25 protein-coding genes are annotated in these 26,861 nt (G+C 71.1%); 16 read left to right on the forward strand and 9 right to left on the reverse strand.

Annotated elements, in window-relative coordinates:
• Positions 1-71: 71 nt before the first annotated feature.
• The 4 genes from ACYVF7_RS12190 (at position 72) to ACYVF7_RS12205 (ending at position 5,177) form a co-directional block, all read left to right on the forward strand.
• Positions 72-1,820: a Vgb family protein gene (locus ACYVF7_RS12190; protein WP_460338945.1), complete on the forward strand. Its 1,749-nt coding sequence runs from the start codon at positions 72-74 to the stop codon at positions 1,818-1,820.
• Positions 1,821-1,947: 127 nt separating this feature from the next.
• A complete protein-coding gene (locus ACYVF7_RS12195) occupies positions 1,948-2,541 on the forward strand; it encodes a hypothetical protein (RefSeq protein ID WP_460338947.1) in 594 nt (197 codons plus the stop codon).
• Between the two features lie 192 nt (positions 2,542-2,733).
• Entirely contained in the window at positions 2,734-4,761 is a 2,028-nt protein-coding gene (locus ACYVF7_RS12200) for a Vgb family protein (protein ID WP_460338949.1), read from the forward strand.
• Entirely contained in the window at positions 4,716-5,177 is a 462-nt protein-coding gene (locus tag ACYVF7_RS12205; RefSeq protein ID WP_460338951.1) for a hypothetical protein, read from the forward strand. The genes ACYVF7_RS12200 and ACYVF7_RS12205 overlap by 46 nt, the downstream gene beginning before the upstream one ends.
• A 207-nt stretch (positions 5,178-5,384) precedes the next feature.
• Here ACYVF7_RS12205 and ACYVF7_RS12210 read toward each other — a convergent pair whose 3' ends face one another.
• Entirely contained in the window at positions 5,385-6,050 is a 666-nt protein-coding gene (locus ACYVF7_RS12210; RefSeq protein WP_460338952.1) for a hypothetical protein, read from the reverse strand.
• A gap of 71 nt (positions 6,051-6,121) precedes the next feature.
• On the opposite strand from ACYVF7_RS12210, the gene ACYVF7_RS12215 reads away from it, so the two are divergent.
• Genes ACYVF7_RS12215 through ACYVF7_RS12230 form a run of 4 tightly spaced genes read left to right on the forward strand, consistent with a single transcriptional unit; the run spans position 6,122 to position 10,411 of the window.
• Positions 6,122-8,134 carry a bifunctional YncE family protein/alkaline phosphatase family protein gene (locus ACYVF7_RS12215; RefSeq protein WP_460338954.1) on the forward strand — a complete coding sequence of 671 codons (2,013 nt, stop codon included), beginning with the start codon at positions 6,122-6,124 and terminating at the stop codon, positions 8,132-8,134.
• A gap of 18 nt (positions 8,135-8,152) precedes the next feature.
• The gene (locus ACYVF7_RS12220) at positions 8,153-9,112 is read left to right on the forward strand and encodes an ABC transporter ATP-binding protein (protein WP_460338956.1); all 960 of its coding nucleotides are present in this window, start codon (positions 8,153-8,155) and stop codon (positions 9,110-9,112) included.
• Positions 9,109-9,966: an ABC transporter permease gene (locus ACYVF7_RS12225; protein WP_460338958.1), complete on the forward strand. Its 858-nt coding sequence runs from the start codon at positions 9,109-9,111 to the stop codon at positions 9,964-9,966. Before ACYVF7_RS12220 ends, ACYVF7_RS12225 begins: the two co-directional genes overlap by 4 nt.
• 4 nt (positions 9,967-9,970) lie before the next feature.
• Positions 9,971-10,411 carry a hypothetical protein gene (locus ACYVF7_RS12230; protein WP_460338960.1) on the forward strand — a complete coding sequence of 147 codons (441 nt, stop codon included), beginning with the start codon at positions 9,971-9,973 and terminating at the stop codon, positions 10,409-10,411.
• Between the two features lies 1 nt (position 10,412).
• Here ACYVF7_RS12230 and ACYVF7_RS12235 read toward each other — a convergent pair whose 3' ends face one another.
• A complete protein-coding gene (locus tag ACYVF7_RS12235) occupies positions 10,413-10,964 on the reverse strand; it encodes an OmpA family protein (protein ID WP_460338962.1) in 552 nt (183 codons plus the stop codon).
• A 191-nt stretch (positions 10,965-11,155) separates the two neighbouring features.
• A complete protein-coding gene (locus ACYVF7_RS12240; RefSeq protein WP_460338964.1) occupies positions 11,156-11,656 on the reverse strand; it encodes a MarR family winged helix-turn-helix transcriptional regulator in 501 nt (166 codons plus the stop codon).
• Positions 11,657-11,762: 106 nt separating this feature from the next.
• Between ACYVF7_RS12240 and ACYVF7_RS12245 the strand changes: the two genes are divergently transcribed.
• Together ACYVF7_RS12245 and ACYVF7_RS12250 are read left to right on the forward strand one after the other, a co-directional pair.
• Positions 11,763-12,767, forward strand: coding sequence for an EamA family transporter (locus ACYVF7_RS12245; RefSeq protein WP_460338966.1), 1,005 nt, complete (start codon positions 11,763-11,765; stop codon positions 12,765-12,767).
• A gap of 62 nt (positions 12,768-12,829) precedes the next feature.
• The gene (locus tag ACYVF7_RS12250) at positions 12,830-14,032 is read left to right on the forward strand and encodes an RNA-guided endonuclease InsQ/TnpB family protein (protein ID WP_460338968.1); all 1,203 of its coding nucleotides are present in this window, start codon (positions 12,830-12,832) and stop codon (positions 14,030-14,032) included.
• A 108-nt stretch (positions 14,033-14,140) separates the two neighbouring features.
• On the opposite strand, the gene ACYVF7_RS12255 is transcribed toward ACYVF7_RS12250, so the two are convergent.
• From ACYVF7_RS12255 to ACYVF7_RS12265, 3 genes are read right to left on the reverse strand one after another with little or no spacing between them, the layout of a single operon-like run.
• Positions 14,141-14,362, reverse strand: a complete 222-nt coding sequence (locus tag ACYVF7_RS12255) for a hypothetical protein (protein ID WP_460338970.1) — start codon at positions 14,360-14,362, stop codon at positions 14,141-14,143.
• A gap of 51 nt (positions 14,363-14,413) precedes the next feature.
• Positions 14,414-14,707 carry a DUF6204 family protein gene (locus tag ACYVF7_RS12260; protein ID WP_460338972.1) on the reverse strand — a complete coding sequence of 98 codons (294 nt, stop codon included), beginning with the start codon at positions 14,705-14,707 and terminating at the stop codon, positions 14,414-14,416.
• Positions 14,695-15,348 carry a TetR/AcrR family transcriptional regulator gene (locus tag ACYVF7_RS12265; RefSeq protein ID WP_460338973.1) on the reverse strand — a complete coding sequence of 218 codons (654 nt, stop codon included), beginning with the start codon at positions 15,346-15,348 and terminating at the stop codon, positions 14,695-14,697. Before ACYVF7_RS12265 ends, ACYVF7_RS12260 begins: the two co-directional genes overlap by 13 nt.
• Before the next feature lie 164 nt (positions 15,349-15,512).
• On the opposite strand from ACYVF7_RS12265, the gene ACYVF7_RS12270 reads away from it, so the two are divergent.
• The 3 genes from ACYVF7_RS12270 to ACYVF7_RS12280 all read left to right on the forward strand — a co-directional run bounded on the left by ACYVF7_RS12270 (position 15,513) and on the right by ACYVF7_RS12280 (position 17,882).
• Positions 15,513-16,142, forward strand: coding sequence for a TetR/AcrR family transcriptional regulator C-terminal domain-containing protein (locus ACYVF7_RS12270; protein WP_460338975.1), 630 nt, complete (start codon positions 15,513-15,515; stop codon positions 16,140-16,142).
• Between the two features lie 9 nt (positions 16,143-16,151).
• Positions 16,152-16,592, forward strand: a complete 441-nt coding sequence (locus ACYVF7_RS12275; protein WP_460338977.1) for a type II toxin-antitoxin system PemK/MazF family toxin — start codon at positions 16,152-16,154, stop codon at positions 16,590-16,592.
• A 99-nt stretch (positions 16,593-16,691) separates the two neighbouring features.
• Positions 16,692-17,882, forward strand: a complete 1,191-nt coding sequence (locus ACYVF7_RS12280) for a cellulose-binding domain-containing protein (protein ID WP_460338979.1) — start codon at positions 16,692-16,694, stop codon at positions 17,880-17,882.
• Between the two features lie 63 nt (positions 17,883-17,945).
• Here ACYVF7_RS12280 and ACYVF7_RS12285 read toward each other — a convergent pair whose 3' ends face one another.
• Genes ACYVF7_RS12285 through ACYVF7_RS12295 form a run of 3 tightly spaced genes read right to left on the reverse strand, consistent with a single transcriptional unit; the run spans position 17,946 to position 22,563 of the window.
• Positions 17,946-18,401, reverse strand: coding sequence for a DUF5990 family protein (locus ACYVF7_RS12285; protein WP_460338981.1), 456 nt, complete (start codon positions 18,399-18,401; stop codon positions 17,946-17,948).
• Between the two features lie 23 nt (positions 18,402-18,424).
• Positions 18,425-21,244, reverse strand: coding sequence for a hypothetical protein (locus ACYVF7_RS12290; protein WP_460338983.1), 2,820 nt, complete (start codon positions 21,242-21,244; stop codon positions 18,425-18,427).
• Positions 21,241-22,563, reverse strand: coding sequence for an SWIM zinc finger family protein (locus ACYVF7_RS12295; RefSeq protein WP_460338985.1), 1,323 nt, complete (start codon positions 22,561-22,563; stop codon positions 21,241-21,243). Before ACYVF7_RS12295 ends, ACYVF7_RS12290 begins: the two co-directional genes overlap by 4 nt.
• 183 nt (positions 22,564-22,746) lie before the next feature.
• Here ACYVF7_RS12295 and ACYVF7_RS12300 point away from each other — a divergent pair, with 183 nt between their 5' ends.
• The 3 genes from ACYVF7_RS12300 (at position 22,747) to ACYVF7_RS12310 (ending at position 26,856) form a co-directional block, all read left to right on the forward strand.
• Positions 22,747-24,378: an APC family permease gene (locus ACYVF7_RS12300; RefSeq protein WP_460338987.1), complete on the forward strand. Its 1,632-nt coding sequence runs from the start codon at positions 22,747-22,749 to the stop codon at positions 24,376-24,378.
• A gap of 173 nt (positions 24,379-24,551) precedes the next feature.
• Positions 24,552-25,475, forward strand: coding sequence for a response regulator transcription factor (locus ACYVF7_RS12305; protein WP_460338989.1), 924 nt, complete (start codon positions 24,552-24,554; stop codon positions 25,473-25,475).
• Positions 25,476-25,482: 7 nt separating this feature from the next.
• Complete coding sequence (locus tag ACYVF7_RS12310; RefSeq protein ID WP_460338991.1) at positions 25,483-26,856, forward strand: sensor histidine kinase; 1,374 nt, start codon at positions 25,483-25,485, stop codon at positions 26,854-26,856.
• Positions 26,857-26,861 lie beyond the last annotated feature (5 nt).

Consider the following 26,861-nt stretch of genomic DNA (forward strand, 5'->3'; position numbering starts at 1 on the left):
AGCTCGTTTGTTACCGACAAGTTTCGGGCCCAACGTCGTCCTCGGGGGATGAGTCCCAAGGAGGCGGTGGCATGCGCCATCGTGGATCCAGAGCGGGAGTGTTCCTGCTGGCCGCGCTAGCCGTGGCACTCCCATATGTCCCGGCCGAGGCCGCCGCGGGCACGGTCACCGAGGCCGCGCTGAGTGTTTCGGACAGCGCGCCGCTCGGCCTGACGACCGGGCCGGGCGGCAGCGTGTGGTTCGCCGAGCACGCGCAGGGCCTCGGCCGCGTCGACGCCCTCGGCGCCGTGAAGGACTTCGCCGTCCCGGCGAACTCCCAGCACGGCGTGGCCGTCCCCGAGGGCGCCGCGACCGCCTCGGACGGCACGGTGTGGTTCACCGACGCGTCCACCGCGGTGCCCCGCGTCGGCAAGGTTTCCGGCACCGGGGCGGTGACGACGTACGAGGTGCCGACCACCGGAGACGTGAGCTTCGCGGGCGGCCAGCTCACCGACATCACCGCGGGTCCGGACGGCGCCATGTGGTTCGCCGGCGGCGCGTCCAGCGCGGTCGGCCGGGTCACCTCGGCGGGCGCGGTCACCGCCTACGCCACCGTCGGCCTGTCGCCGTACGCGATCACGACGGGGCCGGACAAGGCGCTGTGGTTCACCGACACGAACGGCGGATCGATCGGGCGTCTCGACCCGGCCACGGGCAATGTGACGACGTACTCGCCGGACTCGTCCGGGACGGGCAACCCGGCGGCCGGCGGCATCACGGCCGGACCCGACGGCGCCCTGTGGTTCACCGAGCCCGGGGTGGCGAAGATCGGGCGGATCGAGCCCGGCACCGGCGCCATCACCGAGTACGCCGTGCCGACCGCGAACTCCGGGCCCGAGGGCATCACCGCCGGCCCGGACGGCAACGTGTGGTTCACCGAGGCGGCCGCGGGCAACGTCGGCAGGATCGTCCCCTCGACCAAGAAGATCACCGAGTATCCGCTGCCGAACGCCCTGTCGGCGCCGATGCGGATCATCAAGGGCCCCAGTGGGGCGCTGTGGTTCACCGAGTCGGGCAAGGGCGCCGTCGGCCGGTTCACCCCCGCCACACCGCCCTCGGGCTCGCCGCACGCCGCCGCTCCGCCCATCGTCGACGGGACCAGCCCGCGGATCGCGGCGTCGTTCCAGGGCCGCTGCCCCACCACCGCGATCATCTGCCAGACCCAGCTCACGACGGGCGGCAGCGTGAAGATCGGCAGCTTCAGCCAGACGATGCCCTCCGGCGCGCTGCGCGTCACCGGCTATGTCACCTCGCTCAGCGGTGGTTCGACCGTCCTCCAGCCGCCCCTCACGGGCTCCCAGCTCGAGTCGGTCCCGGTCGAGGTGCCGGGAGGCATCATCGGCACCCTGCCCCTGATCGGCCCGATCCTCGGCATGACCCCAGCGGCGATGCTGCCGTTCAACAAGCTGACGATCACCCAGTCGCTGGCCGGACCGATCACGGTGGGCTTCGGCCCCGGCGGTCTGCAGGCCACCGCGCAGCTGAACGTCCATCTCAACAACACCCTGCTCGGGGACAACTGCGTCATCGGCCCGATCACCGCGAAGCTGGGACCGGCGGACCGGTCCGGCGGCTCGGCGCACGACCCGCAGCTCGGCTGGCAGCCCCTGAACGTCGAGATCAAGGACGACACCATCGCCGTGCCGAAGGCCGCGGGCTGCGGCCTCGCCGGAATCCTCGACGGGGTCATCAACTCGACCATGGGCCTGCCCTCGACCTCGGGCAACACCCTCGACCTCACCGCGATTCTCAGCGTCGGCGCGGGAGCCCACGCCAACTGACCGGAAGGAGGCCGTGACTCACATCCCCCGCCAATCTCCCTCTCTCTATTCCTCCCCGCCATCACCCCCCGCCACCCGAGACCGGCCACGCCGGTTCCCGGTCCCCTTTGTACGAGAGGCGCAGCACATGATCTCCAAGACGGCGAAACTCGCCCTGACCATCACCGGGGCGGGTTCCCTGGTCGCGCTGATGGGCGGCACCGCCTACGCGGCCGGCGTCAGCCCGGCCAACACCGCGATCACCGCCACCAGCACGAGCGTGAAGTTCGCCGGCACCCTGTCCGGCCTGTCGTTCTCGGTCACCTGCACCGGCTCGACGATCGCGTTCACCACCCCGTCGTCGGGGTACGGCCCGGTCAACATCAGCCCGGACCCGACCTTCACCAGCTGCAAGGACAACTTCGGCGGCACGGCGACCATCACCGCCAACCACACGAGCGGCAGCTGGACGCTGCTGGCCGTGGCGAGCCCGACCCAGGTCAAGATCACGATCCCCACGGGCGGCGTGACGGTCACCACCAGCACGCTTCCCGGCTGCACCGTGACGGCCGCGCCGACCGCCCCGGCGACGATCACGGCCAGCTACAGCAACACGACCGGCAAGGCGACGTTCACCAACGCGAGCGTGCCGTTCTCCGGGACCTCCGCCTGCGGCAGCATCAGCCCGACCGGCACCGCCACGGGCGTCTACACCACCAGCCCGACCGTGACGATCACCTGACGTCCGATCGCGACACGAGACGGGCAGGGGCCGCCGTCCGGCGGCCCCTGCCCCCTCTCCGTACAGGCCGAACGTGACCGGAAGCGGTCGGGCGGTACTGATCGGCTTGACGTGAAACACCCGTGGGTTTCTAGTAGCCCATTACTGCTCTGTCCTGTCGTCCTCGGGGGAACCATTCAAGGAGGCGATGGCATGCGCCATCGTGGTGTGCGCGCGGGGGTCCTCGCGTCGGCGGCCCTGCTCGGCGCGGTCGCCCTGAGCCCGACCTCGCCCGCCGGCGCCGCCGACGGCGTTACGGAGGTCGGGTTGCCCATACCCGACGTCACCCCGGCGGGCCTGACCGCCGGCCCGAACGGCAGCGTCTGGTTCGGCGAGAACGCCGGCGGGCTCGGCAAGGTGGACTCGGCAGGCAAGGTCACCGAGTACCCCCTTCCGGCCAACTCGCAGAAGACGCTCGGCGCGGCCGACGCGATGGCCGCCGGACCGGGCGGGCGCCTCTGGTTCACCGACTCCTCGGTCGACGTCCCACGCGTGGGGTACGTCGATCCGGCGACCGGGAAGACGACGCTGTTCGAGGTCCCCACGACCACGGACGTCAACTTCGCCGGCGGCAGGCTCACCGACATCGTCGCCGGTCCGGACGGCGCGATGTGGTTCGGCGGCGTCTCGGCGACGGCGATCGGCCGGATCGACGCCTCGGGCACCGTCACCGCGTACGCCACCGCCGGTGCGGCCGTCTACGGCCTCGCGGCCGGGCCCGACGGCGCCATCTGGTACACGGGGACGGACGGCTCGATCGGGCGGCTCGACCCGAAGACCGGCGCGGTCACCGCCTACTACCCGCCGTCCGCGGGCTCGGGCTCGCCGACCCTCGGCGGGATCGTCAAGGGCCCCGACGGAGCCCTCTGGTTCACCGAGCCCGGCGTCGGGAAGATCGGCCGGCTCGACCCGGCCACGGGCGACATCGGCGAGTACCCGGTGAACACGGCCGACTCCGCCCCGATGGGCATCACCGCCGGCCCGGACGGCCTGATCTGGTTCACCGAGGCCGCCGCCAGCAACGTGGGCAGTATCGACCCCGGGTCGGGGGCCGTCAGCGAGTACCCGCTTCCGGCCACCCTGTCCGCGCCGATGCGGATCACCTCCGGCCCCGGCGGACGACTGTGGTTCAGCGAGTCGGGCAGGGGCGCCGTCGGCAGCCTCGACCCGGCGTCGCCGCCGGCCGGTTCGCCGCACCCGGCCGTCCCGCCGCTGGCCGCGGGCAGCATGCCGCGGATCGCGGCGAAGTTCCAGAGCCAGTGCCCACAGAACACCACCTGCCAGAGCCAGGTGACCTCCGGCGGCAGCGTGAAGATCGGTAGTTTCGCCCTGGACCTGCCGCCGAACGCCATCCGCGTCACCGGCTACATCACCTCGCTGAGCCCGGGTAGCGTCCTGCACGCGCCGGTCATGGGGGACCAGCTGGTGTCGCAGCCCGTCGAGGTCCCCGGCGGCCTCATCGGGCAGCTGCCGTTGATCGGCCCCATCCTGGGCAAGACCCCGGCGGCGATGCTGCCGTTCAACCGGCTCACCGTCAGCCAGACGCTGGCGGCGCCGATCACCGTCCAGCTCGGCCAGGGCGGCATCCAGGCGACCGCGCAGCTGAACGTCCACCTCAACAACCAGCTGCTCGGATCGAACTGCGTCATCGGCCCGATCACCACGAGCCTGACCCCGACCGTTCTCGTCCCGGGCGGGGCCGGGCGACCCGTCGCTCGGCTGGTCGCCGTACCCGATCCAGATCAACAACAAGATCGCGGTGCCCGCCGCCAAGGGATGCGGCCCCGCCTCGATCCTCGACGGCGTGATCAACCAGATGATGGGCCTGCCGTCGAGCTCGGCGAACAACGCGATGAACCTCGTCGGCGTCATGAGCCTGGGCGCGGGGATCAACCCCGCCGACACCCCGGCCCTGCGGTCGACGGCGTCCACGTCGGTGCTGTCCAAGCTGGTCGCCGGCCTCCGGCCGCAGCCCAAGGCCAAGGCGGGCAGCAAGAAGCACGTCAAGGCGCCCAAGAAGGTCACCGTCAAGGTGAAGGCCCGCCACTGAGCCGCGTCGATGGGGCGCCGTCTGGCGCCCCATCGGTCGTACGGCTCTCCGCCGGAAGCCCGGAATCGCGTAGCGGGAGGACAGGATGCGACGAGCACGGCACGGCACCGTGGCCTTGGCGCTCGCCGTGACGGCGGCGGGCTGCGGCGGCTCCGGGCACGGCGCGACGCCGACGGCCGTTCCCCCGTCCGCCCGAGCCACCGGCCCCGGCCGTACGCCGGGCACCGGGACCGCCTCGGCGGGCACCGGAGCCGCTCCGGCGATCAACGGTGTTCACCCGGGAGCGGAGCGGAAGTCCGCGGCCGACGGCACGTGGGTCGCCGGGACCGGCAACGCCCGGGTGGCCCTCTACCTCTTCCGCGGCGCGGCGGCGCTGAACGCCCCGTACTTCTGCACCGGGACGGTCGACGCGGCGATGCGCATCGCTTTGACCTGTGCGAACGGTGCTCGTGACCGGACCGCAGGCCGCGCGACGCTCGGTGCCGGGGGCAGGATCCTCACCGTCGCGTGGGACGGCGGGAATGAGGACGTCTTCCAGCGGAAGTAGACGCGCGATGAACGGCCGGCGACGCGCGGACATCCGATGATCATTTTAAAACCGGATTTAAAGGCCTATTTCGGCCAGCGTGGTTTGGATGTTCTGCACCCCAGGGGGGAGGCGCGGTGGCGATCAGCGGTCTAGATTTCTCCGGCGGGTTGACCCGTCGCCCGGCGGGTCATGCGTCAGGAGGAATCCATGGCCCGACGGCTCCTGTCAATGCCGGTACTCGGCATTGCCATGGCCCTGGTCACGTCCACGGCGGCATTCGCCGCAGGCGTGACCAATCAGAACAAACCGTTGGCCGACCATTTGGTCGGACGGCAGGCTGACGGATCCGTACTCACCCCCGACAACCAATACGTCACCCCGGCGGGCGTCAGCATCGAACAGTCCGGCCGCCCGATGGACCTGGCCGTACGCCCGGACGGCAAGACCGCCGTCGACCTGACCAAGTCCGGTGCGGGCCTGTTCACGGTCGTCGACCTGGCCGGTCAGAAGGTCCTGCAGCAGTACACCCCGCCGAAGGGCACCGGCAGCGGCAACGTCGGCGTCGGCGGCCTGCTCTATTCCAAGGACGGCAACACCCTCTACGCCGCGCAGGGCGGCGACATCCTGAAGTTCGCCGTCGCCGCCGACGGCACGCTGAGCAGCCCGAGCGTCATCAAGCCGCCGGCCGACGCCAACGTTCCGAAGGACGCCACCGGTGCCGCGGCACAGCCCCTGCCGACGGACCTGGCCTGGACTCCGGACGGCAGTCACATCCTGGTCGTGCTGGACGGATGGGACCGGCTCGGCGTACTCGACCCCGCCACGAGTACGCTGACCGCCCAGACGTCCGTCGGTGTCGCGCCCCGGGACGTGGTCGTCGTGGGGAACCACGCGTTCGTCAGCAACGAGGGCGGCCGTAGCCGGCCGACGGCGACTTCACCAACCTCAGCTACGACTCGCCGGTGGTCGCCGACGAGGTCGACGGCCGGGCGAGCACCGGCACCGTCTCCGAGGTCGACCTCGCCACGAACGAGGTCGTCAAGACGTACCGGCTCGGCCTGGACCCGAGCAGCCTGCTCGCGCACGGCACCGAGGTGCTCGTCACCAACTCCAGCGACGACACGGTGTCCGTCATCGACACGGCCGCCCAGCGGGTCACCCAGACGTTCAACGTCAACCCGCTGCCCGGGCAGCCGTTCGGCAGCTCGCCCAACGCGCTGGAGTTCATCGACTCGTCGCACCTCGTCGTCAGCCTCGGCCGGAACAACGCCCTCGCGGTGTACGAGTACCGCGGCGCGCGCCGGCCGGTCGCCTTCGACGGGCTGATCCCGACGGCCTGGTACCCGGGCACGCTGCACTGGAACGCCACGCTGAACAAGCTCGTCGTGGCGAACCAGGCGGGCGTCGGGGCGCTCGGCAAGGACGGGACCATCAGCGAGGGCCCGGGCACGACGCCCGCGACCGGCCGGCAGGTGTACGCCGACGTCGGCACGATCGGCCTCGTCGACCGGCCGACGCGGGCGCAGATCGCCAAGTACACCGCCCAGGTCTTCCGCAACAACCAGTGGCTCGGCCTGAAGGCCCGGAACAAGAAGGGCTCCCGGCGCACGCAGCCGACCGCCCTGCCGCTCCGCGTCGGCGACCCTTCGAAGATCAAGCACGTGTTCATGATCGTGAAGGAGAACCGGACGTACGACCAGGTCCTCGGCGACGACCCGCGCGGCAACGGAAACCCGGCGTTCGCGCAGTTCGGCCAGAAGACCACGCCGAACATCCACGCCCTCGCCCAGCAGTTCCCGCTGATCGACAACCTGTACTCCGACGGCACCAACTCGGCGGTCGGCCACACCTGGCTCGACGCGGGCTTCGTCAACGACTACCTCGAGCGGTCCTACGCCAACTACATCCGCGACTACGGGCAGCCGGACGCGATGGTCTACCCCAAGTCCGGGTTCCTGTGGGACAACGCGCAGGCGCACGGCCTGACCGCGCACGTCTGGGGCGAGTACGCCGAGTTCTGGAACGCCCCGGGCGGAGCGGTCTGCCCCGGCACGTGGGCGGACTGGTACAAGGACTCGCAGATCCTCGAGGGCAAGGCGACGGGCACGCCGCATGTGCCGGTCGGCTACTGCCAGACCACGGCCGACGTGCCATCACTCGACAAGGTCCTGTCGCGTGACTTCCCGAACTTCCAGACGAACATCACCGACCAGTACCGCGCGGACCTGTTCACGCGGGATCTGCAGCAGTACGAGAAGAACGGGAAGCTGCCCGCGCTCAACATGCTGTGGGTGATGGACGACCACACCAACGGCCTGAACAAGGGCTACCCGACGCCGTCGGCGATGGTCGCCGACAACGACCTGGCGACGGGCCGCATCGTCGACGCGATCTCGCACTCGAAGTACTGGAAGGACAGCGCGGTCTTCGTCGTCGAGGATGACTCCCAGAACGGCATCGACCACGTCGACGGCCACCGCAACGTCACGCTGATCGCCAGCCCGTACGCCAAGCGGGGCGTGGTCGACCACACCTACTACAGCCAGCTCAACGTCGTCCGTACGATCGAGCAGATCCTCGGCCTTCCGCCGATGAACCAGCTCGACATGGCGGCCGAGCCGATGTACGGGGCGTTCACCGACCGGCCCGACTTCACCCCGTACACCGCGCTGCCGAACCAGATCCCGCTCGACACGATGAACGGGACGGCGGCGCAGGCCACGGACCCGATGCAGAAGGCCTGGCTCGCCTGGTCGGAGAAGCAGAACTTCAAGTCCGAGGACCAGCTGGCGTTCGCCCCGTTCAACCGGCTCACCTGGTACGCCACGACCGGCTGGAAGCGGCCGTACCCGGGTGACTCCAAGGTCATGACTCCGGAAGAGGTGCTCAAGAAGTTCCCGCAGACGACGGTGACGGGCAGCGTGGACAATGACATTCCGTCAAGCCGCGCTCAGGCACCGCACAAGGCGAACTGATGAGGTCTCGATAACACGATGGATCACTCCTTCTCACCGGCGATCGAGGCGCTCGGCCTGACCAAGCGCTTCGAGGAGACGGTGGCCGTCGCCGGGGTCGACCTTGTGGTCGGCCCCGGCCGGGTCCATGGAATGCTCGGGCCCAACGGCGCCGGAAAGACGACGCTGCTCACCATGCTCATGGGCCTGGTACGGCCCGACGGGGGCACCATTCGCGTCCTCGGCCGCCCCCGGGACGAATTCGGCGCGCGCATGCTCGACGGAGTCGCCGGCTTCGTCGAGAGCCCGCGCTTTTATCCCTACCTTTCCGGCCGCCGCAATCTGGCGCTGCTGGCCGAGCTGGACGGCGGCTCCGCCGCGAGCCGGATCGACGACGCCCTCGACCTCGTCGACCTGCGCGACCAGGCCGGCGCGAAGGTCGGCGGTTACTCGGTCGGCATGCGCCAGCGGCTCGGCATCGCGGCGGCGCTCCTGCGCGATCCCCGCCTGCTGATCCTCGACGAGCCGGCGAGCGGCCTGGACCCGGCCGGGATGCGCGACATGCGCGCCCTCGTCGCCAGGCTTGCCGCCGACGGGGTCACCGTGCTGCTGAGCAGCCACGACATGGCCGAGGTCGAGGAGCTCTGCGACAACGTGACGATCATGCGCAGGGGCGAGGTGGTCTTCGACGGGTCGATGGGCATCCTCCGCCGGCGCGCCCCGGACCCGGCGTTCCGGCTCGCGACCAGCGACGACGAGCGCGCGCTGGAGCTCGCCCGTGACACGCAGGGGATCGCCGCCGCCGTCGCCGGCGACGAACTGCTCGTCCACGCCCAGCGCGGCAACCTGGACGGCTACGTCATCGCGCTCGGCCAGGCCGACGTCGCCGTACGCCGCCTCGACCTGGAGTCCTCTCCGCTCGAAGCGCTGTTCTTCGCGCTCACCGAGGACGAACCCGACGAGGCGACCGAGCGCGTCCCCGAGGAGGCGACCCGATGACGGCGGTCGCGGCGCCCCCCGAAGCCCGTACGGCCGCGCGCGGTGGATCGTGGGTCGTCTACCGGTGCGAGCTGGCCAAGCTCGTCCGGCAGGTGAAGGTCCAGGTCGCGGCGATCGGGTGCCTGCTGGCCCCGTTCCTGTTCGTGTCGGCGCTGAACGTCCAGAGCAACACCCCGCAGGACACTCTGTTCGGCCGGTGGGTGCACGACTCCGGCTTCGCGATCCCGCTCGTCGTGCTCGGCTTCGCCGGCCAGTGGGCGCTCCCGGCCCTCACCAGTGTCGTCGCCGGCGACATCTTCTCCTGCGAGGACCGGTACGGCACCTGGAAGACCATCCTGACCCGGTCCCGGAGCCGCTCGCAGATCTTCACCGGCAAGGCGCTCGCCGCCATGACGTACTCCGTGGCGATGACCGTGCTCGTGGCGCTGTCCAGCCTGGCCGCGGGGGTGCTGCTGGTCGGCCGGCAGCCGCTGATCGGACTGTCCGGGACGCTCCTTCAGCCCGGACACTGCACGGCCCTGGTGCTGACCGCCTGGGCGACGGTGCTGCCACCCGTCCTGGCGTTCACCGCCTTCGGGCTGCTGCTGTCGGTCGCGAGCCGGAACAGCGCGGTCGGCGTCGGCGGCCCGGTCGTCGTCGGCCTGGCACTGCAACTGGCGTCGCTGGTCAACGCTCCGGAGGTCGTCCGGATACTGCTGCCGACCACGGCGTTCGGGACCTGGCACGGCCTGTTCGCCGAGCCGTCGTTCGCCTGGCCGCTGGCATTGGGCATCGTCGTCAGCGCCGTGTACTTCGTCGTCTGCGTCGTCGGCGCGCACGCGCTGCTGCGCCGCCGTGACATCACCGAGGGCTGAGACCATGCGATGGGGAGCGACCGCCGCGCTCGCGGCCGTACTGCTGGCGACCACCGGCTGTGGATCGTCCGGCATCACCCGCGACCGGCTGAACACCGCCGTCGCGCCGACATTCGCCAACCTCTACGTGCTCCAGCAGTCCCTGCGGGGCCGTACGGTGACGGCGGCGTCGATGCGCGCGAAGGCGTCCTGCGCCAAGGGCGGGCCGTCCACTCCGGACCAGGGCGCGGGCAACGACTGGACCTGTTCGGTGACCTGGTTCAACGCCGGACCGGCCGTTCCGGAGACCGCGTCGTACCAGCTGCACGTCCAGACGAACGGCTGCTACTCCGCGGACGGCGACGGCCCGGCGGACCTGAACGGCCAGCAGATGATCGTCGCGGCGGACGGCGCGACCGTCACCAACCCGCTGTGGGAGTTCGACGGCTGCTTCGACACGACGTGAGCTACTGCTTGTAGGAGATCTCCACGCGGCGGTTCTTGGCGCGGCCGACGGGGTCGTCCTTGCCGTCCGGCGTCCGGTTCGGCGCGGCCGGACGCGCCTCGCCGTAGCCGACCGCGGTGACCGTCACCTTGACGTGCCCGGCGAGCTCGGCGCGCACCGCCTCGGCCCGCTGCTGCGAGAGCGTGCGGTTCTGCGTGGGGGAGCCGATCGCGTCGGTGAACCCGGCGACGCGCACCGGCCCGTGGATCTGTTTCGCGATCTCGGCGATCCGGCGCCGCGCGACGTCGGTCAGCGTCGCCTTGCCGAAGTCGAACAGGACGTCGGCGGCGATCCGCACGGTGATGTCCCCGCCCTTCGTCTCCTTCTCCTCCAGCGGGATGACCGAGTGACCGAGGTCGATGTCGCGTACGCCGTCCGTCACGGCGATGGACTGGACGGACTGCCGGAGGTTCGCGTCGGGGACGTCGCCCGCGCTCGCCGCCCCGGGCAGGAACAGCAGCGCCGGCGCGAGCGCCGCGCCGGCGAGGAGGGAACCGCGCCGTATCCCGGTCACCGCCCGATCGGCACGTTGTGGAAGGTCGGCCAGTTGCCGATCTGCACGTCGATGTGATCCCCCCTGGGGACGGAAACGTCGTCCCGGACCGGTCGTGACGCTCGGTCGGTGCGCCATGACGGACAGGTGTCGATTTACCGGAGCTTTACCCTAGCGTCCGGGATTTCCGGATGTGGGGGTCTGGGCGTGTCCTAATCGATGGAAGTGTCGCCCAGGGACTCGAGCAGGCCGCGGAGCAGATCCGCCAGCCGGTCGCGGTCGTCCGGGGCCAGCGCGCCGAGCAGGCGGACCTCGTTCGCGACGTGGAGGCCGAGGGCCTCGTCGACCAGCGCCCGGCCGCGGTCGGTCAACCGGACCCGTACGGACCGCCGATCCTCCTCGTCCGGGACCCGCTCGACCAGTCCACGGGTGGAGAGGCGGTCGATCCGGTTGGTGATCGCCCCGGAGGTCACCATGGCGGCCCGGTTGAGGGCGCCCGCCGTCAGCTCGTACGGGGGGCCGGACCGGCGGAGAGTGGCCAGGACGTCGAACTCCCAGTGTTCGAGGCCGTGACCGGCGAAGAACTCCTTCAGCTCCCGGTCCAGGACCCGTGACAGTCGGGTGATCCGGCCGATGACCCCCATGGGCCAGACGTCGACGTCGGGGCGCTCGCTCCGCCACTGGGCGAGGATCCGGTCCACCGCATCGCTCATCGAGCACACCTCTCAACGCAAACAATCTCAACGTTCATCTACTTGACGTTGAGCATACCGTCATGATGATATTTCAACGTTGAGATTCTTAATAAGGAGTTATCTCGTGGTCGCCCTCACCGCCCGGCGCGGCGCCTCCCTACCGAACGCCCGCGACCTGGCCCTCACCGCGCTCACCCCCCTCACCTGGGGGTCGACCTACGCGGTCACCACCGAGTTCCTGCCGCCCGGCCGCCCGTTGTTCACCGCGACGATGCGGGCGCTGCCCGCCGGACTGGCGCTGCTCGCCGTCACCCGCGTCCTCCCGCGCGGCGCGTGGATCTGGCGGGCGACGGTGCTGGGCCTGCTGAACATCGGCGCGTTCTTCCCCCTGCTCTTCCTGGCCGCCTACCGGCTGCCCGGCGGCGTCGCGGCGGTGCTCGGCGCCGGAGGGCCTCTCTTCGCCCTCGGTTTCGCGGCCCTGCTGCTCGCCGAGCGGCCGGCCGCCCGCAGGCTGCTGGCGGCCCTGACGGGGCTGGCGGGGGTGGGCCTCGTCGTCCTGCGTGCCGACGCGCGGCTCGACGTGGTGGGAGTGCTCGCCGGACTGGCCGGGGCCGCGTCGATGTCGGCGGGCACGGTGCTCACCAAGCGCTGGGGCCGTCCCGAAGGGGTGGGGCCGCTCACTATCACCGCCTGGCAGCTCACCGCCGGCGGGCTGCTGCTCGTGCCCGTCGCCCTCCTCGTCGAGGGCCCGCCGCCCGCCCTCGACGGGCGCGCCGTCGGCGGCTACGTCTACCTCGGAGTCGTCGGCACGGCCACGGCGTACTGGCTGTGGTTCCGCGGCATCTCCCGGCTCCCCGCCACCTCGGTGTCCTTCCTCGCCCTGCTCAGCCCGCTGTCCGCGGCCGTCATCGGCTGGGCGGCTCTCGGCCAGGCCCTGACCCCGCTGCAGCTGGTGGGCATGGCCCTCGCCCTCGGCGGCACGCTGGCCGGCCAGACCCCGGCCAGGCGGCGCCCGGAGGCCGTGACCGCCCCCGTCTCCATCACCACGAGGAGTTCATCGAAGACCTCCGGGAAGACCCTGCCTTCAGGCGGGGAAGGATGGGACTGCTGCGGAGCAGGGCAGGGATAGCCGAATCGCCGTCAGGGCGATTCCGCGCGCGTCTTACAAATCGGCATGTTAGTTTGTGAGACGTGAAGGCCGTGCACGTGAAGCGGGCATTCAAGTACCGCTTCTACCCGACCCCCGAGCAGGCCGCTGAGCTTGCCCGGACGTTCGGATGCGTGCGGAAGGTCTACAACATGGCGCTGACCGCTCGTACCGAGGCGTGGGCGCTGCGGCAGGAGCGGGTCAACTACAACGCCACGTCGGCAATGCTGACGGCGTGGAAGAAGACCGAGGAACTGGCGTACCTCAACGAGGTCTCCTCGGTTCCGCTGCAGCAGGTGCTGCGGCACCTGCAAGGCGCGTTCACCAACTTCTTTGCCAAGCGGGCGAAGTATCCGCGGTTCAAGTCGCGGAAGAAGTCCCGCAAGAGCGCGGAGTACACCACCAGCGGGTTTAGGTTCCGGGACGGCGACCTGACGCTGGCGAAGATGAACGAGCCGCTGGACATTGTCTGGTCGCGTCCCCTCCCGGAGGGCGCGATTCCCTCGACCGTGACCGTGTCCCAGGACAACGCGGGCCGCTGGTTCGTCTCCCTCCTGGTCGATGACCCTGGCGTGCAGCCGCTGCCCGCGAACGGTCAGGCGGTTGGAATCGACGCGGGTTTGGACCACCTACTCACCCTCTCCACCGGAGAGAAGATCGCCAACCCCCGCCATGAGCGCCGCAACCGCACCCGCCTCGCCCTGGCCCAGCGGCGCCTTGCCCGTAAGGCCAAGGGCGATGGCGCGAATCGGGCCAAGGCCCGCCGTAAGGTCGCCAAGATCTACGCCCGGATCGCCGACCGCAGGCGTGACCACCTGCACAAGCTCACCACTCGACTCGTGCGTGAAAACCAAACGCTCGTGATCGAGGACCTCACCGTCCGGAACCTGCTGAAGAACGGCAAACTGTCCCGGGCGATCTCAGATGCGGCGTGGTCGGAGTTCCGGAGCCTGCTGGAGTACAAGGCCGCCTGGTACGGCCGCGAGGTGATCGCGGTCGACCGCTGGTTCCCTTCCTCCAAGCTGTGCTCTACCTGCGGCACCCTGCAACAGAAGATGCCGCTCAGCGTCCACACCTGGACGTGCGACTGCGGCACGACCCATGACCGGGACGTGAACGCAGCGAAGAACCTTCTGACCGCCGGACTGGCGGTGTCGGCCTGTGGAGCCGGTGTAAGACCTCAACGGGAGTCCTCCCGGACGGGGCTGTCGGTGCTGAAGCAGGAAGCCCCACGGCGCGAGCCGTAGGAATCCCCCTCGTTTACGAGGAGGAGGAAGTCAAGACGATGCGTATCACTTGATCTCGCGGTGGCGCTGCTCGACGAGCCGAGAGGCCCCGGCGCCACGGGACTTGGTTCACCGTCGGTCGGTGAACCTGTCCTTCTCCTCCTCATATCGGTGGCGGGCCGATGCGAGGATCTGCCCGAAGTCGTGTTGGGTGGCGTCACACCAGTGCATCAGGTCCGAGAGCAGGACCCGCAGATTCTCGCTCGGGCCGGCTCGCCAGCCGTCGGCCGAGAGGGTGTAGGCCTGCATCGCCGCACCGGCGCGCTCTGTACTCCGGTCGATGTCCGCCACGGTGTCGGTCCTTTCGTCATCGCGCAGCTGTGCTCGTACCGTTGTCTCCGGTCACCGCCGTCGGCCTTTCCGGCGGATCTTGATGTCGCGCATGTCCGTCACCGCCACGCGGAGGATCCGGTAGGGGTATCCGTGCGCGTCGAGCGCCGCGATGGCCCGTTGGGCGGCCTCCTGCTCGCCGTCGTCCGGGCCCGCCGGCACCTGGCACCGGAAGGTGAACGCCGAGAGACTGCTGTCGCTGGTGAAGGTCCCGGCCTCGGTGAAGGCCGCCACGAAGGGATCGGCGCCGTCGAGGTCGGCATCGCTCAGTCCGTCGAACGTGCCGCGGATCGTCACTCTGAACACGGCGGGTCCTCTCGTACGGCGTAGGTGAGAAGGCGTTCACCGAGCAGCTCCTCGACGGTGTCGAGGAGCTCGAGGACCGCCTTGGCGATCACGTCGGGGCCCTGACCCGCTGTGACGCGTTCGCCGATCTCGGCGAAGACCAGTGCGTGGAACCAGCCGATCTGAGCGGCTGCGACGCGGGGCAGCGGGTCGTGCGGCGCCGCCCCGGTCTCCTCGACGAGCACGACGGCGAGAGCCTCGGTCATCTGGCGGCCCAGGTCGCCCAGCCGGGCGGTGAGAGTGGGAGCGGCCCGCATCATCTCGAAGACCCGGCCGAAGCCCTCGGTCAGCCCCAAGCTGCGGTCCCGGCGGCGCACCTCTTCACGAAGCCGTGTCAGCACCGCCTGGGCGGCGGACTCGCCGGGGCCGCGCTCCCGCACGATGTCGGCGAGCCGCTGCGGCGAGGCCTCCTCCGGATGGAGAACGAGGTCCTCCTTGGCGTCGAAGTAGTTGTAGACCGTATTGATGGACACGTCCGCCGCTGCGGCGACCTCGGCGATCGTGACGTTGTCGAACCCGCGCTCCACGAACAGGCCGGTGGCGACCTCGGAGACGCGCTGCCGGGTCCAGCGCTTCTTCCGCTCCCGTAGCCCCTCTGTCACGGCGTCATCGTAACCGAGTCCAATCTTGCAATGCATATCAATTTTGGAGTCGACTTCGTTTTTGGCCCGCTCCGTCGTCGCAGGACTGCGATGACGGGGTGGCTCTGCGGTACTTGGAACGTTCGCGTTGACGGGGCGGGTTCTCCACAAGATCCTTGTGCGTCATGGAATCCGATGATCAATCGGCGTGGACCTCGGCGACGGGCGGTCACGGCGACGCCGTACGGCATCAGGTGCTCGGAGCGGCCGCCGACATCATGCATGGCGCTCCGGTCGCCGGTCGGGTGGCGGCGGACGACCAGTCCGCGGTGACCCTCTACCTGGCCCTTCTGCAGGACCGGCTGCCCGTCTACGCGCGCGTCATGAAGGATCTGGGCTCGCGGGTCGGCGAAGGCGACGTCGCCGGCAACCTGGCTCCCGCCGCGCAGGCGACCATCGGCTTCTACACGGGGATCCTGGCCGCGAAGGTGTCGGTCTTCGCCAACCCGGACCAGCTGATGCGGCTCCGGCAGGTCTTCCAGACCCATGACCTGGGTCCGCAGGCGGCGTACGAGGCCGTCGCGAGCTACCTCGCGGCGGAGCGCGAGCTCGGGCGGATCGCGCCGGACGTCGACTGCACGGCGGCCGCCCACCTCCTTCTCGGTGCCTGCCTCAACCACGTCTTCACGAAGACGCTGCTCGGCGAGGCGCCCGCGGACGACGCGTACATCGCCCAGATGATCGCCGGTCTCCGCCTCGGTCACCGTCCGGAGTGCTCCCCGGCCGAGGGAACGGCAGCGGACCAGGCCGGATAGGCTGCCCGGATGTTCGATCATGGTGAAGACCCGCGGCCGGCCCGCGGTGTGGTGCGGGAGATCTACACCCCTGAGCGGGCCGCGACTCTGGAGTACTCCCCGGACCTGGACGGGCTCGCGGACCCCGGCGAGATCGTCTGGGCGTGGGTGCCCTACGAGGAGGACCCGGCGCGCGGGAAGGACCGGCCGCTGCTGGTCGTCGGGCGCCACGGGCGCCGGCTGCTCGCGATGATGCTGTCCAGCCGCGACCACAGTGACGACCCGGACTGGATGGAGCTGGGCTCGGGAACGTGGGACCGCGACGGCCGCGACTCGTACGTGCGGCTGGACCGCGTGTTCGAGCTCGACGAGGACGACATCCGGCGGGAGGGCGCGATCCTCGAAGGGGACCGCTTCGCCCACGTGGCCGCCGTCCTGATGCGCCTGCACGGCTGGAAGCCCACGCGCTGAGCCGTCCCGGCTCGTCGTGAAAGAACGTGGAAGATCCTTGCCGGGGCGGTGAGGTGCTCGCACTCTGGTGCGTACGCGCCGCCCTGGTGAGGAGTGCCCATGACCGGCCCAGCGAACCCCCGTTCCACGACGTCCCGGCGTCTCTCATGGCCGTACGGATTGATCCCCGCGGTGCTCGGGGCCGTGGTCCTCGTGGTATCGCTCGCCTTCGGCGTGCCGGGAGCCCGGTCGGCGTCCGCCACGCCGCCCTGCGCGGTGGCCTACTCCCTCAACCAGTGGACCGGCGGCTTCACCGCGCAGGTCACGGTCACCAACAACGCCGCGCCCGTCACGACCTGGACGCTGACCTGGACGTTCGCCGGGGACCAGAAGGTCACCTCGGCCTGGAACGCCCAGGTCACGCAGTCCGGGCAGGCCGTCACGGCCCACGACAGCGGCTACAACGGCACGCTCGCGACCGGCGGGTCGACGACGTTCGGGTTCCAGGCGACCTTCGGCGGTCAGAACGCCGTCCCGGGCGACTTCGCGCTGAACGGCGCGAGCTGTGGCGGTGACGGCACTCCCACGCCGACCCCCACCCCGACGCCCACGACGCCGACGTCGTGTCCGCAGGCGGCGTTCTGCGACGGCTTCGAGGGCCAGACCGGCACGACGCCGTCCGGAGCCTGGCAGCCGTCGTACCCGGACTGCCAGGGCAGCGGCACCGTGGCCGTCGACCACACGCAGGCCCACACCGGTAGCACGTCGCTCCGCGTCGACGGCGGCGGCAGCTACTGCGACCACGCGTTCGCCGTCAACACGACGGGCGTGGCCGCGGCCGGATCGGTCATCTACGTGCGCTACTACATCCGGCACACGCAGGCGCTGCTGGCCGGCCACGTCGCCTTCACGACCCTCACCGACGCGGCCGACGGCGGCAAGCACCTGCGGCTGGGCGGCCAGAACCAGGCGCTGCAGTGGAACCGCGAGTCCGACGACGCGACGCTGCCCGAGCAGAGCCCCGCCGGGGTCGCGATGAGCGTGCCGCTGCCCGTGAACCAGTGGTCCTGCCTGGAGTTCGCCATCAACGGGATGAACGGCACCATGAGCACCTGGCTCAACGGCACCGAGGTGGCGGGCCTCCACCTCGACGGCACCCCGACCCCGGACGTCGACCGCCAGTGGCTGAGCCGCGCGAACTGGCGCCCGCACCCCACCGACCTGCGTCTCGGCTGGGAGAGCTACGGCGGCGCGCGGGACACCCTCTGGTTCGACGACGTGGCGGTCGGCTCCTCGCGCATCGGCTGCTGACCCCTCGGCCACGACCGGCTGGAACGGCGCGTCTCGGTCACTGGGGCGGCTGACGCCGGGAGTTCAGGAGCCGGCGGACCATTCGATCAGCGGAGGCCGGACCGACGCGCACAGCGGATGGCCGCGCGCGTCGGTCAGTCCCAGCCGGCCCACCAACAACCCACCGCGCACCGCCGCCTCCAGGACGTCCGGGCCGATGGCGTCGAACCACAGCTTCGCCCGCCGGAACATCGCGAACCGCCCGCCGTCGTTCACGCTCCCCCACGACAGGTAGACGAACCGGCCACCCGGACGACCCTGGACGTAGGGGCCGCGAAGATCCCACCCCGCCTCGGCCGCGGTGGCGGTGACCTCCAGCTCCCATGCCGCGGAGGGGGCGTCGCCGGGGTGCAGGTCGAGCAGCTCGGCGGGGCGGTCACGCCGCTGCACGCCGACGTGGATGTCGCGGTAGCCGGGAAAACCGGGAGCTTGTCCGCACTCCCGCCCGGGCAGCCGGGACGCCTCGATGCGAATCAGCACAGTGCCATCATCCCTTTCGGACGTCAGGGGAGGACGTTCGCCAGGCGTCGCGCCTCCGCGACGAGGCGGCTGGAGCCTCCGCGTTCGGCGACGGCCTTGAGCACGGGAATCCCCTCCCGCGGCCGTACGACGCCGGCGACCTCCACGCCGAGGGCGAGCAGGTCGGCGAGGCGCTGCGGGCGGCCCTCGAGGGCGGGCGGGAGCGCGGCCGCGATCATCTCCCAGGTCTGCGCCCAGGCCCCCGACCGCGCCAGGTCGGTGAGCGCGGGCACGACCCGGTGGAGCGACAGCACACCGTCGCGGGCCATCGTCCCCAGTTCCCCGCCGAGCGCCGGCCAGTCCGGCCCGTCGGCGGCCGGGGGGCCGCATGTGCCGTCCGGCCCTTCCACGGGCGCGTTCTCCCCGCCTGCGGACGACCCGCCCGCGTCGGCCGTACGTCGCTCGCGTGCGGCGAGGATGAGGAGGGCGTCGACCGCGCAGGCGCGGTCCGCCTGGTCGCGGGCGCCGAGACCGTAGGCGAGCGCGAGCGTCATCCCCATGCCGACGGGGCCGTCGGCCTCGGCGAGCATCGGCAGCAGCGGGCCGGCCCCGCTGCCGCGCCGGGTATGGGCGGCGAGGTGCCCGGCCAGGTGCGAGGCGCTGATGTCGCGGTGCGCCGGGAGTATGGCGGGCCAGCACGACAGCCAGTACGAGGAGTAGCCCCGCCGGATGTCCGCCTCATAGGTCGCGGTCAAGACGCTCGCCAGCGACCCGTCCGGGGCACGGGGCGTCATGGTCACCAGGTCACGGACGTACTTCTCGTCGTCCCAGTGACGGGCGTCGAACTCGTGACGGTGGCGGGTGCGCTCGGGGAGGGGCAGCCCGCCGTCCGCGAGCCGGTCCGCGAGGCACGTGGCCGCGGCCGTGCCGATCCGTCGCGCGCGCACCGCGATGGCGTCATCGACCTCGCGAGGCAACCGGAGCAGGGCCTGTTCGAGGTCAAACGGCCATGGCTCCAGGCATTCGGCGGCGAGGCGCTCCAGCCGGTCGAGGAGCTCGGCCGGGTCGATCAGGCCGGAGGCCGTGGTCGGGGTGGACACCAGCATCGGCCGGGGGTCGTGCGCGAGTCCGGTCGCGATCTCGTGCAGCCGCAGCATCAGCACCCGCTCCGGCCCCGCCCACGGCCGTCCGTCCACGGCCTTCCACCACCGCCGCTCCCATTTCCGCCACTGCCGCTCCCAGGCGCCAATGTGCGGGGCGGGCGGGGTCACCGCCGCGCCGATGGCCGACGACAGTTCCCGGGCTTCGTCTGGGAACCAGTAGTCGCGCGGGGGAGCGGCGAAGCCTGGGCTGATGCGGTACCGCGTCATGACCGGATCGAGCGCGTCGCGCAGCGCGGTGCGGTCGGCCCAGGCGAACGCCACCAGCGCGGCGAGCACGCGTTCGAGGGCGACCGGGTCGACGGCGTCGTAGAGGCCGGTGTACAGCGTCGCCAGCTCCTCGGCCAGCTCGCCGGGAGAGCCGATCGGTGACGGCGGCGCCGGTGGTGACCAGGCCGGCGGGGCGGAAACGGGGGCGGCCGGCTCGGACGGATGGTCCCCGCCGAAGGCCTCGGCAGCGTGCTTCCTGAAATCGACGGGAAGCACAGTGGCCGCCTCGGCCAGTTCCGCGTACACGTCGGGGGAGGCGTGCTCGATCGCCAGGTTCAAGGCCCGCTCCTGCAGGTCGGCGGCCTCCTGCCCGAAGGCCGTCGCGACCACGCGGACGACCTCGCTCGCGTCGCCGCGCCGGGCGACCGCGTCCAGGCGTTTGAGCTGGGCGCGGACGAGCTTCTTCTCGCGGCGCAGCAGCACGGACCGGCTCGCGTCGAGCAGCGTGTCGAGCTCGAGCCGCCCGGCGTCGTCGAGACGGAACAGGGCGTCCTGCGCCATGCCGGCCACGGCGGACGGGCCGTCCGGGAGCAGCGCGGCGTAGTCGCGCGCCCGGTCCGCGAGCTCGTCGAGCGTCGGTGCGACCCCTTCGTGCGCGGCCAGGAAGCCGCGAAACTCGCCGGCGCGTCCGCCGCGCTGCAACGCGCCGAGGCACGCGTCGAGCAGCGTGTCCCGGTCGACCAGGCCCTCTGCGGTCAGTGCCAGGAGCGTGGAGGGCCAGCCATCGTCGCCGGGCTGGCCGAACCATCCGCCGGTCTGCTCGACCTCGAACGCCTGAAGCACCAGCGTCGCCCAGCGCTGATCTCGGCGGACCTTCTCGATCACGGCCGATCCAGTGAAAGAGTACGTCTGGACAAAGCCGAGCACGAAGCCGTCGGTCAGCGGCGGATCGATTCCGGTGCGCTCGGTGAGCCCGTTGATGAGCCGCCACCGGTGGTTGTCGTCCCAATTCCGCATGCGCAGTCGTTCGGCGAGCCGGCCGACCAAATTCGGCAGCCAGGCGGCGTCGCGTTCGATCAGGATGTCGAGCACCGCGCCGACGACGTCGAATGTCTTAAGGCGGGCGTGCCGCGTGGCGTGCTCGACGAGTTGGCCGCGGGCCAGCCAGGGGGCGAGTGCGGTGGCCCCGGACAGGCAGGCCGCGCCGGCGATGGTCACGGCGGTGGCGCTGTTCGACCACCAGCGCTCCCAGTCGCGGCGCAGCTCCCGCTCGTAGTCCTTCAGCGGCGTGACCAGCGGCCGCCGTTCCTCGTCCGACAGCCCGCGTGCCAGCTCGGCGACGGCGCGGAGGTCACCGGCGTCGAGCAGAGGCTTCAGGTCGTCCCAGCCGGTCATGGGGCCTCCTGCCTTGCCCGACCAACCCACCCCGGCCGACCTCCCGGCGTCGGCCTCATGACCGTAGGTGCTCTGCTTTCCGGCGCTTCGCTGGGTCATGTGCCCTCTCTCCTGACGATCTCGGCGGCGAGCACGTGCTTGCACTTGCCGCGGCTGCCGCGGTAGTCGGCCCACCACGGGCAGGTGCAGGACGCGGTGCCGTCCTGGAAGCGCACGCGCTGTGCGCCCACGACGGTCAGGTCGCCGTCCGGGCGTACGCCGCCCGCGGCGATCAGCGCACGCGCGTTCGCCAGGCGCGGGTTCATCGCCTCGGCGAGCCCGGCGTCGTACGGCAGTTCGCGGTGGAAGTAGGCCGCCTCCGCGAGGTCGAATCCGACCCGGCCCGCGGTGCCGAGCCGGGTGAGCGCGTGGCGCACCCGGTCGGCGGGCAGGCCCGACCGGTCGGCGAGCAGGTCGACCTCCACGCGTGGTTCGAAGGCGAGCAGCGCGCCGACCAGGTCGGCGTCGGCCTCATCGCGCGTGAGCCCGTCGAGCACCGCGCCCTCGCCGGAGAATCCGCGCCGGACCTCGGGGGACAGCGCCAGGACGAGCCGAATGCCGGGCAGGTCGAGTTCCCACGCGCTCGCGCACGGCAGGTCACCGGGCCGTACCGCCGGACCGTACACGCGCAGCGCGCGGGCGTACGGCAGCAACGGAACCAGCGCCTCGAGACGCTGTGGTCCGGGCAGGCAGACCGCGCCCGCGGCGGCTCGCGGGGTCAGCCGGAACGAACGGCCCGACGGCACGGCCCACTGCGCGCCGCTCGCCCGTGAGCCCTTCGGGAGGGATCGCAGGAAGCGCACGGCCTCGGTCGCCGACAGTTCGGCACGGGGCTCGAAGCCCGCGGTGATCACCTGGACCTCGGCGAAGCCCCGCAGCCAGCGCTGTGGGAGCGGGACCTTCTTCTCCACGACGGCGCCGTCGAAGGTGGTCACGGTGAGCTCGTCCGGCCCGACCGCCAGGTGCAGCGGGTCGCGGCCGATTCGGGTGAGCGACCGGCGGAGCGGCTCGCCCACGTCGACGTTCGTGGTGCCACGATCGTGCATCTCGCCGTCGAGCGCGTCGGACAGCAGGTCGAGCCGGGCGTACACGCCGCAGCAGGCCGAGAAGGACTCGAAGCGCAGGCGGTCGCCGTTGGCCGTGACGACCGGGTCGCGTACGCGCTCCTGTATCGGCATGAAGTACCGGGTCCGGGCCACCTTGGCGACCGCGAGCAGGCCGGCGGCGGCCGGAGCCGGGTCGGTCAGGAAGCCGGAGAAGAAGCGGGGATGGGCCGCCGGGCCGGCCAGCGCGGTGCCACCGGAGGTCTCCAGGCCGAGCCGCCCGTCGGCCAGCGAGGAGCGGTGGAGGTAGGCGTAAGACTGCGTCGCATCCGACATGCCCGGGGACGCTACAAGCCGGCGCCGTCAAAAAATCCGGAGTGTCCGATACGTCCCGGATGGAACCTCAGATCTCCCTCAAACGTCTTGGGCCGCGTCCCCGGGTGGGTGGATCCTCGACCAAATCTCGCGAGACAGACCCTTCTTCCCCCGCGAAAGCGCGCAATGAAAATGGAGTGATCCATGGCGAACGCGTCACCCCCATCCGGGTCCGCGCCGGTCGGTGACATCCGGCGGCGACTCGGGACGTTCTCGCTCCTCATGGTCGGGCTCAGCTCGATCATCGGATCCGGCTGGCTGTTCGGATCCTGGAAGGCCGCGAAGGTCGCCGGACCGGCGGCCCTCTTCGCCTGGATCATCGGCGCCGGCATCATGATCCTCATCGGACTCTCGTACATGGAGCTCGGGTCGCTGTTCCCCAAGTCCGGGGGCATGGTCCGGTACGCGCAGTACTCCCACGGCTCGCTCGTCGGCTACATGGGCGGCTGGTCGAACTGGATCGCGATCGTCTCGGTCATCCCCATCGAGGCCGAGGCCTCGATCCAGTACATGAGCTCGTGGAAGTGGCACTGGGCGAAGGGCCTGTACGACGGGAAGGAACTCCATCCGATGGGGCTGGCGCTCGCCGCCGTCCTCGTCGTCGTCTACTTCCTGCTCAATTATTGGACCGTGAAGTTGTACGCGATGGCGAACAACTTCATCATGATCGTCAAGTTCGCCGTCCCCGCGCTCACGATCATCGGGCTGATCGCCTCCGGCTTCCACGGCTCCAACTTCACGCACCACGGCGGCTTCGCCCCGTACGGCTGGGCGGCGGTGCTCAGCGCGATCGCGACCTCCGGCGTGGTGTTCGCCTACAACGGTTTCCAGAGCCCGATCAACCTCGCCGGTGAGGCGCGCAACCCCGGTCGTTCGGTGCCGATCGCGCTGATCGGCGCGCTGGTCATCGCGGCGCTCGTGTACGTGGGCCTGCAGACGGCGTTCCTCGGCGCCGTCCCCGGTCACCTGCTCGGCCACGGCTGGTCCGGCATCGACTTCAACTCGCCGTTCGCCGACCTGGCGATGGCGTGGAACCTCAACTGGCTGGCCGTCACCCTGTACGCCGACGCGTTCGTCTCCCCGTCCGGCACGGGCATGACCTACACCGCCTCCACCGCCCGGATGATCCAGGGCATGAAGGAGAACGGCTACTTCCCCAAGATCCTCGGCTACGTCCACCCGAAGTACGGCATCCCGCAGCCGGCGATGTGGTTCAACCTGGCCGTCTCCTTCGTCTTCCTGTTCACGTTCCGGGGCTGGGGCTCGCTCGCCGAGGTCATCTCGGTCGCGACCGTCATCTCGTACGTGACCGGGCCGGTGTCGGCGATGGTGCTGCGCCGGACCTGTCCGGACCTGCGTCGGCCCGCCCGCGCCCCGGCGCTGAAGATCGTCGCTCCGGCCGGGTTCATGCTCGCCTCGCTGCTCCTCTACTGGTCGAAGTGGCCGCTGACCGGCGAGGTGATCGGGATCATGGCTCTCGGCCTGCCGATCTACCTGTTCTACGGCTGGCGGCAGCGGTTCGTCGGCTGGGCCCCGCATCTGAAGGCAGGCATCTGGCTCGTCGTCTACCTGGCCTGGATGGTGCTGCTGTCCGCGCTGGGCAGCGCGAAGTTCGGCGGCCACGACCTGATCCCGTACGGCGTGGACATGGCGGTCGTCGCCGTCACGTCGCTGGCCTTCTACGCCTGGGGTGTTCGCAGCGGCTGGGCCGGACCGTCGCGCGAGGTCGCGGGCGAAGCGGCGGCCGCGCAGCGAGACCTGGCCCCGGTGGGCTGACCGAAACTCCGGTCCAGGCCCTCCCGTTCCCCCCCGTCCCCTAGGCGGGAGGGCCCGGACCGGTTCACCAAGCGGGCCCCGCGCGCCTCGGTCGTGCGGGCCGGTACGGTGAGCGATTGGACGATCCCGGTACGTACGTGGCGTCGGTGGCGTCGGACAGGAAGGAGCGGTGGATGCGGCTGCTCGTCGTGGAGGATGACGTGCGCGTCGCCGCCGCACTGTGCTCGGTGCTCCGGCGGCACGGCTTCGAGGTCGAGCCCGCGCGAACGGCCGCGGAGGCCCTTGAGCGCCTCGAAAGCGATCCGGACGTCATCCTGCTGGACCTCGGCCTGCCCGACCGCGACGGGTTCGAGCTGTGCGGCCGCATCCGCGCCGTCCGCGACGTCCCCATCATCATGGTCACCGCGCGGGGTGACGTGCGCTCCCGGATCCACGGCCTCCACCTCGGCGCGGACGACTACGTCGTCAAGCCGTACGACGTCGGCGAGCTGATCGCGCGGATCCAGGTCGTCAGTCGCCGCACCGCGCGCCATGACGGCGCCCGGCCCGCCGAGCCGCCCGCCGGCACGCTCATCGCCGGGCGTATCCACCTGGACCGGCTCCGCCGCGTCGTCAGCGTCGACGGGGTGCCCGCGAGCCTGACCCGCAAGGAGTTCGACCTGCTCGCCGTCCTCGCCCGCCAGCCCGGCGTCGTCTGCCCCCGCGAGCAGCTGATCAGCGAGGTGTGGCGGACCAACTGGCAGGGCAACCAGCGGACCCTGGAGGTTCACGTCGCCTCGCTGCGCGCCAAGCTGAGGGTGCCCGGCGCCATCCAGACCGTGCGGGGAGTCGGCTACCGCGTCGCTCCGGACGGCGGACCACCGGCGGGGGGCTCACCGGCCACGGACCCGACCGCCGGTGCTCCCCAGGCGACGGGCCCGTCGACGGGGAGTCCGCAGGCGAACGATCCGTCGGCCGGGAATCCGCGCCTGCCGAGGCCGTCGACCGGGGAACCGCAGCAGCCGTCGGCCGGGAGCCCGCGCCTGTCGGGTTCGTCGGCCGGAGATCCGCAGCAGCCGTCGGCCGAGGGCCCGCGCTCCACACCTCCGCTACGCTGATCCGACCGTGCGCGCACGCCTGATCCTCGTACTCAACACCCTCGTCATCTGCAGCCTGCTGGCGCTCGGCGTCCCGCTGGCCATGAGCATCGTCCGGCAGCACCAGGAGGCGCTGTTCCAGGACCGCCTCGACGACACGACGCGATTCGCGGCGATCGCCGTAGGCGCGCCCATCGGCGCGTCCTCCTCGGACGTCGGCTCCGAGCTCACGCGCTACCGCCAGCTGTACGGCGTGTCGGCGGCGGTGGTCGACCGGCAGCGCTCGACCTGGGTCAGCACACCTGGCTATCCCGGCAATGAGACGGCCGACGTCGAGGCCGGGCTGCGGCAGGCGTTCGCGGGTCGGCACAGCACCGAATTCCGCACGATCTGGCCCTGGGACGACCGCCCCCTCGTCGTGACCGCGCCGGTGACGCGGTACGGCGACGTCATCGGCGCCGTGGTGACGGTGTCGTCCACGGACCGCATGCGTTCCGCCGTCACCGGCGACTGGTCGGTGCTCGCCGCCGCCGAGGCGGTCGCCGTACTGCTGTTCCTGGCGCTCGCCCACCTGCTGGCCACCTGGGTCCTGCGACCCGTTCGCGCGCTCGACGCGACGACCCACACGATCGCGACCGGACGGCTCGACGTGCGCGCCCCGGCAGCCACCGGGCCGCCGGAGCTGCGCCGCCTCACGACGTCGTTCAACGAGATGGTGCAGAAGGTGGAGGCCACGATGGAACGCCAGCGCGCCTTCGTCGCCGACGCCTCCCACCAGCTGCGCAACCCGCTGTCCGCCGTCATGCTGCGGCTGGAGGGGCTGGCCCTGTCCCTGCCCCCGGGGTCGGAAGAGGAGCTCCAGGATCTCCGGCAGGAGGCCCAGCGCCTCACCCGCGTCCTCGATGACCTGCTCGAACTCGCCCTCGCCGAGGAGGGCGGCTCCGAGGTGGAGACCATCGACGTGGCCGTGCTCGTCGACGAACGCGTCACCGCCTGGCAGATCGTCGCCGACCAGCGCGCCATCGAGGTGCGCCGGAGCTGGGAGGGGCCGGTGCTCGGCGCAGCCGACCCCACCGGCGTCGGCAGCGCCTTCGACGCGGTGATCGACAACGCGCTGAAGTTCTCCCCGGAGGGATCGGCCGTCACCGTCGAGGTCGCCGAGGTCGGCGACGACGTCGAGATCCGCGTCACCGACGAGGGCTCCGGCCTGCCGCCTGAGGAGCTCGCCCGCATCGGCGATCGCTTCTGGCGCAGCCCCGGCCACCAGAACATCGACGGCTCCGGGCTCGGGATCTCCGTCGCCTGCACGCTCCTCGAGGCGAGCGGCGGCCGGCTGACGGTGGCCGCCGCCGAGGGGACGGGTCTGCGCGTCACCATGGCGGTGCCCGCCGTCAAGGTCTGACCGGC

It is taken from the genome of Actinoallomurus acanthiterrae (genome assembly GCF_054775715.1).

Bases quoted from the DNA above. Each gene is read 5' to 3' on its own strand.
- ACYVF7_RS12225 (WP_460338958.1), top strand. From the start codon at position 9,109: ATGACGGCGGTCGCGGCGCCCCCCGAAGCCCGTACGGCCGCGCGCGGT.
- ACYVF7_RS12300 (WP_460338987.1), top strand. From the start codon at position 22,747: ATGGCGAACGCGTCACCCCCATCCGGGTCCGCGCCGGTCGGTGACATC.
- ACYVF7_RS12195 (WP_460338947.1), top strand. From the start codon at position 1,948: ATGATCTCCAAGACGGCGAAACTCGCCCTGACCATCACCGGGGCGGGT.
- ACYVF7_RS12275 (WP_460338977.1), top strand. From the start codon at position 16,152: ATGTTCGATCATGGTGAAGACCCGCGGCCGGCCCGCGGTGTGGTGCGG.
- ACYVF7_RS12200 (WP_460338949.1), top strand. From the start codon at position 2,734: ATGCGCCATCGTGGTGTGCGCGCGGGGGTCCTCGCGTCGGCGGCCCTG.
- ACYVF7_RS12290 (WP_460338983.1), bottom strand. From the start codon at position 21,244: ATGACCCAGCGAAGCGCCGGAAAGCAGAGCACCTACGGTCATGAGGCC.
- ACYVF7_RS12220 (WP_460338956.1), top strand. From the start codon at position 8,153: ATGGATCACTCCTTCTCACCGGCGATCGAGGCGCTCGGCCTGACCAAG.
- ACYVF7_RS12270 (WP_460338975.1), top strand. From the start codon at position 15,513: ATGGAATCCGATGATCAATCGGCGTGGACCTCGGCGACGGGCGGTCAC.
- ACYVF7_RS12205 (WP_460338951.1), top strand. From the start codon at position 4,716: ATGCGACGAGCACGGCACGGCACCGTGGCCTTGGCGCTCGCCGTGACG.
- ACYVF7_RS12240 (WP_460338964.1), bottom strand. From the start codon at position 11,656: ATGAGCGATGCGGTGGACCGGATCCTCGCCCAGTGGCGGAGCGAGCGC.
- ACYVF7_RS12230 (WP_460338960.1), top strand. From the start codon at position 9,971: ATGCGATGGGGAGCGACCGCCGCGCTCGCGGCCGTACTGCTGGCGACC.
- ACYVF7_RS12305 (WP_460338989.1), top strand. From the start codon at position 24,552: ATGCGGCTGCTCGTCGTGGAGGATGACGTGCGCGTCGCCGCCGCACTG.
- ACYVF7_RS12280 (WP_460338979.1), top strand. From the start codon at position 16,692: ATGACCGGCCCAGCGAACCCCCGTTCCACGACGTCCCGGCGTCTCTCA.
- ACYVF7_RS12190 (WP_460338945.1), top strand. From the start codon at position 72: ATGCGCCATCGTGGATCCAGAGCGGGAGTGTTCCTGCTGGCCGCGCTA.
- ACYVF7_RS12295 (WP_460338985.1), bottom strand. From the start codon at position 22,563: ATGTCGGATGCGACGCAGTCTTACGCCTACCTCCACCGCTCCTCGCTG.